The sequence below is a fragment of the Streptomyces sp. NBC_01077 genome (genome assembly GCF_045162855.1).
Lineage (GTDB): Bacteria > Actinomycetota > Actinomycetes > Streptomycetales > Streptomycetaceae > Streptomyces.
Genome location: NZ_CP108669.1, coordinates 1,499,718 through 1,509,675, shown reverse-complemented (window position 1 = coordinate 1,509,675; position 9,958 = coordinate 1,499,718). Strand labels below are relative to the sequence as shown.

The 9,958-nt window shown below is 72.4% G+C and carries 8 protein-coding genes; 6 read left to right on the top strand and 2 right to left on the bottom strand.

All coding sequences use genetic code 11. From position 1 onward, the window contains the following. Positions 1–4: 4 nt before the first annotated feature. Together OG462_RS06795 and OG462_RS06790 are read right to left on the bottom strand one after the other, a co-directional pair. Complete coding sequence (locus tag OG462_RS06795) at positions 5–754, bottom strand: glycosyltransferase (protein ID WP_406066397.1); 750 nt, start codon at positions 752–754, stop codon at positions 5–7. Between the two features lie 533 nt (positions 755–1,287). After that, positions 1,288–2,007 (bottom strand): glycosyltransferase family 2 protein, encoded by a 720-nt coding sequence (locus OG462_RS06790; RefSeq protein WP_406055429.1) that lies wholly within the window; start codon positions 2,005–2,007, stop codon positions 1,288–1,290. 240 nt (positions 2,008–2,247) lie between these two features. On the opposite strand from OG462_RS06790, the gene OG462_RS06785 reads away from it, so the two are divergent. From OG462_RS06785 to OG462_RS06760, 6 genes are all read left to right on the top strand, one after another. Beyond that, complete coding sequence (locus OG462_RS06785; RefSeq protein ID WP_406055427.1) at positions 2,248–4,089, top strand: glycoside hydrolase family 15 protein; 1,842 nt, start codon at positions 2,248–2,250, stop codon at positions 4,087–4,089. A gap of 45 nt (positions 4,090–4,134) precedes the next feature. Beyond that, positions 4,135–4,428, top strand: coding sequence for a hypothetical protein (locus OG462_RS06780; RefSeq protein WP_406055425.1), 294 nt, complete (start codon positions 4,135–4,137; stop codon positions 4,426–4,428). Between the two features lie 117 nt (positions 4,429–4,545). After that, positions 4,546–5,616 carry a phosphatase PAP2 family protein gene (locus OG462_RS06775; RefSeq protein WP_406055423.1) on the top strand — a complete coding sequence of 357 codons (1,071 nt, stop codon included), beginning with the start codon at positions 4,546–4,548 and terminating at the stop codon, positions 5,614–5,616. 43 nt (positions 5,617–5,659) lie between these two features. Continuing rightward, the gene (locus tag OG462_RS06770; protein ID WP_406055422.1) at positions 5,660–7,882 is read left to right on the top strand and encodes an NADP-dependent isocitrate dehydrogenase; all 2,223 of its coding nucleotides are present in this window, start codon (positions 5,660–5,662) and stop codon (positions 7,880–7,882) included. A gap of 128 nt (positions 7,883–8,010) precedes the next feature. Further along, positions 8,011–8,301 (top strand): hypothetical protein, encoded by a 291-nt coding sequence (locus tag OG462_RS06765; RefSeq protein WP_406055420.1) that lies wholly within the window; start codon positions 8,011–8,013, stop codon positions 8,299–8,301. 96 nt (positions 8,302–8,397) lie between these two features. Next, entirely contained in the window at positions 8,398–9,951 is a 1,554-nt protein-coding gene (locus OG462_RS06760; protein ID WP_406055418.1) for a sigma-70 family RNA polymerase sigma factor, read from the top strand. Positions 9,952–9,958 lie beyond the last annotated feature (7 nt).

Below are 9,958 nucleotides of genomic sequence, written 5' to 3'. Positions count from 1 at the left end.
GTCATCACCGGGCCAGCGAGATCCGCAGGAGATCGGCCATCGAGCGCAGACCGTCGCGCCGTGCCGAGAACGTCGAACCGGGTACGTCGTGCCACACCACCGGCACCTCCACGACGTCCCGCCCGGCCCGCACCACATGGGCGAGCAGCTCCACGTCGAAGGCGAAACCGTCGATGCGGCAGTCACGCACGATCGCGTGGGCCAGCGGACCGGAGAAGAACTTGAACCCGCACTGGGTGTCGGCCACGCCGGGCAGCGACAGATGCGCGAGCGTACGGAACAGCAGCCCCCCGCCGCGCCGCAGCGCCGACTGCTCCACGTCGAGGTGCGCGCCCGGCGCGTGGCGCGAGGCGATGACCGCTCCGTGGCCCGCCCGCAGCAGCGCCATCACCCGGTCCAGGGTCTCGACGGGGGTCGCGTTGTCCGCGTCGGCGAAGCCGATGAACCGCGCCGAGGAGGTCTCGATGCCGCGCCGGACCGCCGCGCCCTTGCCCTGGTCGCTGCACCCGATGGCGCGGACCGGGACGGGGGAGTCGGCGAAGCGCTCCAGGACGTCGAGGGTGCCGTCGGCGCTGTTGTTGTCGACCACGACGACCGCCGAGGACCAGGGCCGCCCGGCCAGGAAGTCGACCGTGGCGGCCACCGTCGAGGGCAGCCTGCGCTGCTCGTTGTAGGCCGGGATGAGCAGTTCGAGCTCCACCGGCGGGCGGACGAGCCGGCGGGGGAGCGGTGCGTGGGCGCGGGCGGTGGCCATCACGCCTCGCCTCCTCGGGGGAAGGCGCGGGGCGCGGGGCGCACGGGCGCGCGGGGGATCAGTGCGGGGGTGGGTCGGTGGTGACGCGCTCCACCCGGTCGGGGTGGTTCGGACGACCCGGCTGGTGATGGTTCGGACGACCCGTCGGAGCCACGGCTTCGCAGCGCGGTGCGGGTGTGGGTCGTACGGCTACGCCGCCTGCGGGCCGCACCCCGGGGCCTGCACGCCCGGCTCCGTGAGGGAGGGGCGGCGGTGATCCGGTCGGCCGCCCGGCGTGCCGGGTGGGCGGTCGGCTGGTGTGCGGGGCGGCAGAGCGAGCGGCGCCGGGCATCGGCGAGGGGCCAGTCGGTCGTCCGCCGCAGAGGATGCGGTCCGGATGCCGCCGGCGTTCGGTTGAGATGGGTGGAGGTCACGACGAGCCTCTTCCGACAACCGACCCTGCCGAGGGTCTGTCCTGATGTCGATGGTCTGTTCTGAAGTGGTCTGTTCAAAAATGTGCTTCTTCCAGCGTTAGCACCTTTTGGTGTGATACGTCAACCGGAGGAGTGGCGGGACCCGTGCCCGCGCCGCCGGTGCGCGAGCCGCGACAACGCGTTGTGCGGCCGCTCGTCGAGGAGCGTGCCGAGGATGCGGGCGCCGTCACGGATCGTGCGCGGGTGCGAGGGCTCGTGGAGGCGTGGCCGTTCGAGACTGGGCACCTCGGCGACGCGCAGGCCGTAGTGCAGGGCGTGCGTGACCAGTTCGGCCCCCAGCTCCACACCGTCCTCACGCAGGTCCAGGAGGTCCACGAAAGAGCGCCGGAACGCACAGAATCCGTACCAGAGATCGGTCAGGTGCTGGCCGTACACCTGCCGTGCGACCCGCAGCAGCGCGCGATGTCCGAGTCGCCGCGAGAGCGGATAGTCGGCGAAGTCCCCGCCCGCGATGAAGCGTGATCCCTTGACGAAGTCGTAGCCGCTTTCCAGATAGTGCAGATAGTGCGGGATCTCGTGCGGCGACATGCTGCCGTCGGCGTTCATCAGCACGACCAGATCGCCGGTCGCCGCGAGCAGCCCCGCATGGGGAATGTCGCCCCGGGAGGAGTCCCAGGCCCCGAGTCCGCGCACGGTGAGCCCGGCACGCGTCTCGCCGTCTCCGGCCGGACCGCCGACCAGGACCACGTCCCCCACGCTCGACGGCACTTGGCCGAGGAGCAGGTCGAGCGCCGGTCCCGGGTCGCCTTCCCCGGGGCGGACCGTGAGAACGAGGCTCACCGTCGGTCTGCCGGATCCGGGCGCGCGATCGGTCGACCGGCGCAGCGGATGCGAATCGCTACTCATCGGTACTCATCGTTCGGTACTCATCGGCACGGCCTTCCGTGCGGCGGACCCGCGTTCTTCAGAATCCTGCGCCGGAGGCGATGCCGTCAAGAATCTCGGAAGAATATGCGGCTCCCCGGGAATCGATTCCCCGCTGATTCTGCATGAGATTTTTATAAGGCATACAATCCCGTCATGGCAGGGCGAATTGAGGACTACGCCCTCGTCGGTGACCTCGAGACCGCCGCGCTCGTAGGGGCCGACGGGTCCGTCGACTGGTGGTGCGCGCCGCGCTTCGACTCGCCCGCGTGCCTCGCGGCCCTCCTCGGTGATCCGGGGCACGGCCGCTGGCTCCTCGCCCCCGTCGGCAGAACCCGCTGCACCCGCAGGAGTTACCGGGGCGACACGCTCGTCCTGGACACCCTCTGGGAATCCCTCGCCGGAACCGTACGGATCACCGACTTCATGCCCCCGCGCTCCCCGAGCGAGGATGCCCCGCGCATCGTCCGCGTGGTCGAGGGAATCGCCGGACGGGTCGACGTGCGAAGCGAGTTGAGTGTCCGCTTCCACCACGGCAGCATCGTGCCCTGGACCCGCTCGGTGGACCGCCGTACCGTCGCCTGGGTGGCCGGACCGGACGCCGCCTACCTCTCCTGCGGGCCCGGTGTCGAACCCGTCGTCACCCCGGACCGCACGACCGTCGAGTTCACCGTCACGGCCGGCCGCCGGGTCGCCTTCGTCCTCGGCTGGCGCCCCTCGCACACCCCCGTGCCGGCCGCCGCCCCGCCCGCCGAGATCGACGCCGCCCTCGTCCGTACCCTCGCCTTCTGGAACGACTGGGCCGCCGCACTCCGCTACGAGGGGCCCGCGCGTGAGGCCGTCATCCGCTCCCTGCTCACCCTCAAGGCCCTCACGTACGCCCCCACCGGCGGAGTCGTCGCCGCGGCCACCGCCTCCCTCCCCGAGTCCCTCGGCGGGCAGCGCAACTGGGACTACCGCTTCTGCTGGCTGCGCGACTCCACGTTCACCCTCTCCTGCCTGCTGCGCGGCGGCTATCGCAGAGAAGCGCTCGCCTGGAAGGACTGGCTGGTCCGCGCCGTCGCCGGCGACCCCGCCGACCTCCAGCCGCTGTACGGGGTCGAGGGCCAGCGCCGGCTCCCCGAGACGTACGCCGACTGGCTTCCCGGCTACGAGAACTCACGGCCCGTCAGATTCGGCAACGCGGCCGTCGGCCAGTTCCAGCTCGACATCTACGGCGAGGTGCTCAACACCGTCTACTCGGCCGTCCGGGCCGGGGTCGCCCTCGACGCCCCGGACTGGGCGCTGGTCGCCTCGCTCCTGGACTACCTCGGCAAACGCTGGCAGGAACCCGACGAGGGCATCTGGGAAGTCCGGGGCCCGCGCCGCCACTTCGTCCACTCCAAGGTCATGGCCTGGGTCGCGGCCGACCGCGCCGTCCGCCTCGCCCGGGTCGCCGGGCTCCGCGGCTCGCTCGGGCGCTGGCAGGCCCTGCGCCGCGAACTGCGCGCGGAGGTCTGTGCCCTGGGCTGGAGCGAGGAACAGCAGTCCTTCACCCAGTACTACGGCGGCCACCAGGTCGATGCCACCGCCCTGTTGATCCCCCGGCTCGGCTTCCTCCCCGCCGACGACCCCCGCGTCCTCGGCACCGTACGGGCGATGGCACGGCTCGACGACCACGGCTTCCTGCGCCGCTACGGTGACGTCCGGGACGGTGGCACGCACGAACTCGACGACCTCGGCGGCACCGAAGGGTCCTTCGTGGCCTGCACGTTCTGGTACGCCGACGCGCTCGCGATGACCGGCCGCCCCGACGAGGCCCGCGCCGTCTTCGAGCGGGTCCTCGACGTCCGCAACGACGTCGGCCTCCTCGCCGAGGAATGGGACCCGGTGGCGGGCCGACAGCTGGGCAACATGCCGCAGGCGCTCAGCCATGTGGCTCTGGTGAACACGGCGTTCACGCTGTACGGGACCCGGCGCCACGACCGCACGGCCTCCCACCATCTCGCTGTGGCATGATCGCGCCGACTCCCGGCACCGTGCCGGAGCGGCAGGGGGCGGATCGTGTCCTGGTACTTCGCCGTACCCATCGCGCTGCTCGGTGTGTTGTTCGCGATCAGCGGGGTGGCGGTACTCCGCACCGGCCGGCTGCTGCCCTGGCAGCGGAGGCACGTCCGCCGGACCGGGCTCTTCGGCCGGGCGCAGCTGGTGATGGCGGCGGCGTTCGCGATCCAGGCGGGCGGAGCGTTCTCGGGCGGCCCCGCGGCTCGCTCCGGTGTCGGGGTCTTCGGCGGGGGAGTCCTCCTCTGCGGACTGGTTCTCCTGACCCTGGCCCAGCGCCCGAGGCCGGACCGCTGAGCGGGCAGGCGCCCGGGCCCCGGCTGCCGAGCGGGCCCGGCCCGCGGAAGCCTCTCCCGCGTGTCGTTCGGGTGCGTCCAGCGGGCGAGGCAGCCGCGCGTGGGTTCGAATCGGGGCATGGCTTCCTACGACAGGCCCCGCGCGGGCGGCTCCCCGAGGCCGCTGGAGACCGGTGACACCTGGTGGTACGCCGCCGTGGCAGGCGAGGCCGCCGGATCGTTCAGCACCCGTGTCCGCACCCGGACCCGGCGTGGCTGCCTCGGGGCGGTACTCCTCCTCACCGTCGTCTACGCGGGCCTCGTGCTCACCGCGACCGGCCGTCGCTGGGGCGACGCGGCCCTGACCGGCCGGCGCGCCGACGCCGCCGCCGTCACCGTGCTCCGCGAGCACCCCTCGCTCGCCGGGCTCGCCACCCTCTCCCTGGTCCTCGGCTGCGCCCTGCTGCTCGCCGTCGGCCTGATACGCAAGCGGTACGCCGTCACCGGCATAGCCGCCGGCGCGGTCGTCACCGCACTCGCCCTCACCGGACTGCTCCAGCGGTACGCACCCCGTCCCCGGCTCGCCGACACCGGCGGGCTCATGTCCACCGGCTTCCCCAGCGCCCAGACCACGCTCGCCCTGGGCCTCGCCTTCGGGCTCGCACTCGTCGTCCCGTACCGGCTGCGCAGCGTCGCCGTCGGCGCCGCCACGCTCTGGGCCGTCGCCGTCGGCGCGTACACCGTCGCCGCCGGGCAGCACCGGCCCGGCGACGTCATCGCCGCCGCCCTGGTGGTCCTGGCCGTCTTCTGCGGCCTTCTCGCCGTCCTCGCCCGCAAGGGCAAGGTGCGCCCCGGCGCCCGACGGGGGCCCGCACTCCCCGGCCTCCCGGTGACCGTGCCGCTCGCCCTGCTCGCCGTCGGCGGGCTCGGTGCGGGCCTGTGGTTCCTCGGCGGCACCCTCGCCCTGCCGGCCACCGCCCCCTACGACCCGGCCGAGCTCCGGATCGCCCACCGCTGCGGCCAGGCCCTCGCCGCGGGCGTGGTCGCCGCCGCCGGCCTTGTTCTGCTCGGTCTGCTGCGCCGCGTCGACCTCGACGGTGCCGCCGCCCCGTACCGGCTCGGCGGACCCTTCGTGGAGGCCGCCGGAGTGCCCCGGGACAGCGAGCTCGTGGGCCCCTTCACCGAGGACCTCGATCACGAGATATCTTGATGTCGAGCAATCTCGCATACGCAGACGTGGAGCGGAGCACCCGGTGACTGACTCGACCATCATCTACACCCACACTGACGAGGCGCCTGCCCTGGCGACGTACTCGTTCCTGCCCGTGATCCAGGCGTATGCCTCGCAGGCCGGCGTCACGGTCGAGACGCGGGACATCTCCCTCGCGGGCCGCATCATCGCCGTCTTCCCCGAGTTCCTGGAGGAGGGCCAGCGCATCGCCGACGCCCTCTCCGAGCTCGGCGACCTGGCCAAGACGCCCGGCGCCAACATCATCAAGCTGCCGAACGTCTCGGCGTCCATCCCGCAGCTCAAGGCCGCGGTCGCCGAGCTCCAGGCGCAGGGCTACGCCCTCCCGGACTACCCGGACGACCCGCAGACGGACCAGGACAAGGACGTCCGCGCCCGTTACGACAAGATCAAGGGCTCGGCCGTCAACCCGGTCCTGCGCGAGGGCAACTCCGACCGCCGCGCGCCCGGCTCGGTCAAGAACTACGCCAAGAACCACCCCCACCGCATGGGCGCCTGGACCTCCGAGTCCAAGACCAACGTCGCCACCATGGGTGAGAACGACTTCGCCTCCACGGAGAAGTCCGTCGTCGTCACCAAGGACGACACCCTCCGCTTCGAGTTCACCGCCGCCGACGGCACCACCAGCGAGCTCCGCGAGCCGCTGAAGGTCATCGCCGGCGAGGTCGTCGACGCCGCCGTCATGCGCGCCGCCGCCCTGCGCACCTTCCTGAGCGAGCAGGTCGCCCGCGCCAAGGCCGAGAACGTGCTCTTCTCCGTGCACCTCAAGGCCACGATGATGAAGGTCTCCGACCCGATCGTCTTCGGCCACGTCGTGCGCGCCTTCTTCCCCGCGACCTTCGCCAAGTACGGCGAGGCGCTCGCCGCCGCCGGCCTCTCCCCGAACGACGGTCTCGGCACCGTCCTCAACGGCCTGGACTCCGTCCCGCACCTGGGCGAGGAGATCAAGGCCTCCTTCGAGGCCGAGCTCGCCGCGGGCCCCGCCCTGGCGATGGTCGACTCCGACAAGGGCATCACCAACCTGCACGTGCCGTCCGACGTCATCGTCGACGCCTCGATGCCGGCCATGATCCGCACCTCCGGTCACATGTGGGGCCCGGACGGCCAGGAGGCCGACACCCTCGCCGTCCTCCCGGACCACAGCTACTCCGGCGTGTACCAGGTCGTCATCGACGACTGCCGCGCCCACGGCGCCTTCGACCCGTCGACCATGGGCTCCGTCCCGAACGTCGGCCTCATGGCGCAGAAGGCCGAGGAGTACGGCTCCCACGACAAGACCTTCGAGATCGCCCAGGCCGGCACCGTCCGCCTCGTCGACTCCGAGGGCAACGTCGTCCTGGAGCAGGAGGTCGCCGAGGGCGACATCTTCCGCGCCTGCCAGACCAAGGACCTGCCCATCCAGGACTGGGTCAAGCTCGCCGTCACCCGCGCCCGCGCCACCGGCGCCCCGGCCGTCTTCTGGCTGGACGAGAACCGCGCCCACGACGCGCAGCTGATCGCCAAGGTCAACGAGTACCTCGCGCAGCACGACACCGAGGGCCTGGACATCAAGATCCTGTCCCCGGTCGAGGCCACCAAGTTCTCCCTGGAGCGCATCCGCCGCGGCGAGGACACCATCTCGGTCACCGGCAACGTGCTCCGCGACTACCTGACCGACCTCTTCCCCATCCTGGAGCTGGGCACCAGCGCCAAGATGCTGTCGGTCGTCCCGCTGATGGCGGGCGGCGGCCTCTTCGAGACCGGCGCCGGCGGCTCCGCCCCGAAGCACGTCCAGCAGCTCGTCAAGGAGAACTACCTCCGCTGGGACAGCCTCGGCGAGTTCTTCGCCCTGGCCGCCAGCTTCGAGCACCTCGCGACCTCCACGGGCAACTCCCGCGCCCAGGTCCTCGCCGACACCCTCGACCGCGCCACCGGCACCTTCCTCAACGAGGACAAGTCGCCGACCCGTCGCGTCGGTGGTATCGACAACCGCGGCAGCCACTTCTACCTGGCCCTGTACTGGGCCCAGGAGCTGGCCGCCCAGACCGAGGACGCGGAGCTGGCCAAGGCCTTCGCGCCGCTGGCGGAGACCCTCGCGGCCAACGAGCAGAAGATCGTCGACGAGCTCGTCGCCGTCCAGGGCTCCCCGGTCGAGATCGGTGGCTACTACCAGCCCGACCCGGCCAAGGCCGCGGCCGTGATGCGTCCGTCCGCCACCTTCAACGAGGCCGTCGCCTCCCTCGCCTGATCCGGCAGGGGAGGCCGTGGCCTCCCCGTCCGATCGAGCACGCGCCATGGACCGCCCCGGACGGAATCCTTCCGACCGGGGCGGTCCCGTCGGTGGCGCATCCGCCGTTCGGGTGTGAACCTGGATGGATGAGCTGGGCATCTTGGACGACCGCCGGTGTCTACACCGGGCGAGGTGGGGTGCTGACCGTCGAGGCCGGAGTCGTCACGGGCGATCTGACCGTGCACACGACCTGGGCCGAGAGCGAAGCACGCGTGGCCGTGCAGTACAGCGGCGCGTCCGACTGGTTCACCATGTCGGGCAGTCCCGTTCCGTGCGCGTCGGAGGAGGAGAGCCGCGATCTGCACGACGCCGTCGTGGCAGCCGTCCGGGAGGGGAACGGGGCCACGGTCCCGACCCTGCCCGTACCACCGGTGTGATCCACGCCGCGTCGATCACCGATAAGTGTTATCCCTCCCGCACCCACGGGTCTCCGAACCACGGGGGACTCGCACCAGGGATGAGGGAGCAGATCCATGCACAGCGACGAGCGCCGCACCACCGCACTGGTGGAGGCGGCCAGGGCCGGTGACGCGGATGCCAGGGACGCGCTGGTCCGCGCTTATCTGCCCCTCGTCCACAACATCGTCGGCCGGGCCCTCGACGGTCATGCCGACACCGACGACATCGTCCAGGAGACGATGGTCCGCGCCCTCGATGGCCTGACCGGTCTCCGCGACCCCGCCCGTTTCCGGTCCTGGCTCGTCGCCATCGCCATGAACGGGATACGGCGCCGCTGGCGCGAACGCCAGCAGGCCCCCGTGCCCGGCCTCGACCGGGCCACCGATCTCGCCGACCCGGCCGCCGGCGACTTCACCGAGGCCACCATCCTCCGGCTCGGCCTCTCCGGACAGCGTCGCGACGTGGCCCGCGCGACCCGCTGGCTCGACGAGGAGGACCGCGAACTGCTCGCCCTCTGGTGGCTGGAGGCCGCGGGCGAACTGACCCGCGCCGAACTCGCCGAGGGCCTCGGCGGGATTTCCCCGCAGCACGCCGCCGTCCGCGTCCAGCGGATGAAGGAACGCCTCGAAACCGGCCGGGCCGTCGTCCGCGCCCTGGACGCCGTACCGAGGTGCCCCGACCTCGCCGAGACCGTCACGGCCTGGGACGGCCGACCCTCCCCCCTCTGGCGCAAACGTGTCGCCCGCCACCTGCGGACCTGTGCGGCCTGCGCGGCCAGGGTGTCCGGCCGCAGTGGCCTCGCGCCCGTCGAGGGCCTGCTCGTCGGTCTCGGCCTCGTACCGCCGCTCGCCCTCGCGGCCATGGACGGCCACACCCCCGATCCGGTCGCCTTCGACACGGTCGCGTCCGATACGGACGCTTCGGACACCGTCCCTTCCGACACGGTCCCTTCCGATACGGCCGCGCCGGACACGGTCGGGTCCGACACCGGCTCCCGGTGGACACCGCTCCGCCGCGTAGGCGTCGCCGGAGCCGCCGCCGTCGCGGTCCTCGGCGCGGTCGCCCTGCTCGTACCCCAGGAACCCCACGCGCGCGTGGAGCCCGGCAAGCCGGCCGCCGCGCCTCCGGCGACCCCCGCCGCGGTCGCGACGACCTCCCCGACACCGACGGCCACCCCTGCCACCCCCACACCGACGACCACGCCTCCCACCCCACGCCACACCCCGCGCCCCACGCCGACGCCCTCCGGTGAGGAGCGGGTGACCGGACTCGTCAACCGGCTCCGGGCGGCTGCGGGTTGTGCCCCGCTGCGCATCGACCCCCGCCTCACGGAGGCGGCCCGCGGCTACGCCCGCGACATGGCCGCGCGCGGCTACTTCGGACACGCCAGCCCCGAGGGCGAGTTCGCGGACGCCCGGATCACCGCCGCCGGCTACGACTGGAGCGCCTGGGCGGAGAACCTGGACCGTGGTTCGGCCGACCCGGCGTCCGTCGTGGACGACTGGACGGACGGGTCGATGCACGAGGAGAACATGCTCGACTGCCGGTACCGGGACACCGGAGTGGCGTCGGTGCCCGGTCCCGGCGGCACGATCTGGGTGCAGAAGCTGGCCGCTCCCGCCTCCTGACGGCCGG

What these genes read in the sequence shown, in the direction of transcription:
- OG462_RS06760 (WP_406055418.1), top strand. Translation starts at nt 8,398, where the DNA reads ATGCACAGCGACGAGCGCCGCACCACCGCACTGGTGGAGGCGGCCAGG.
- OG462_RS06795 (WP_406066397.1), bottom strand. Translation starts at nt 754, where the DNA reads ATGGCCACCGCCCGCGCCCACGCACCGCTCCCCCGCCGGCTCGTCCGC.
- OG462_RS06785 (WP_406055427.1), top strand. Translation starts at nt 2,248, where the DNA reads ATGGCAGGGCGAATTGAGGACTACGCCCTCGTCGGTGACCTCGAGACC.
- OG462_RS06765 (WP_406055420.1), top strand. Translation starts at nt 8,011, where the DNA reads ATGAGCTGGGCATCTTGGACGACCGCCGGTGTCTACACCGGGCGAGGT.
- OG462_RS06775 (WP_406055423.1), top strand. Translation starts at nt 4,546, where the DNA reads ATGGCTTCCTACGACAGGCCCCGCGCGGGCGGCTCCCCGAGGCCGCTG.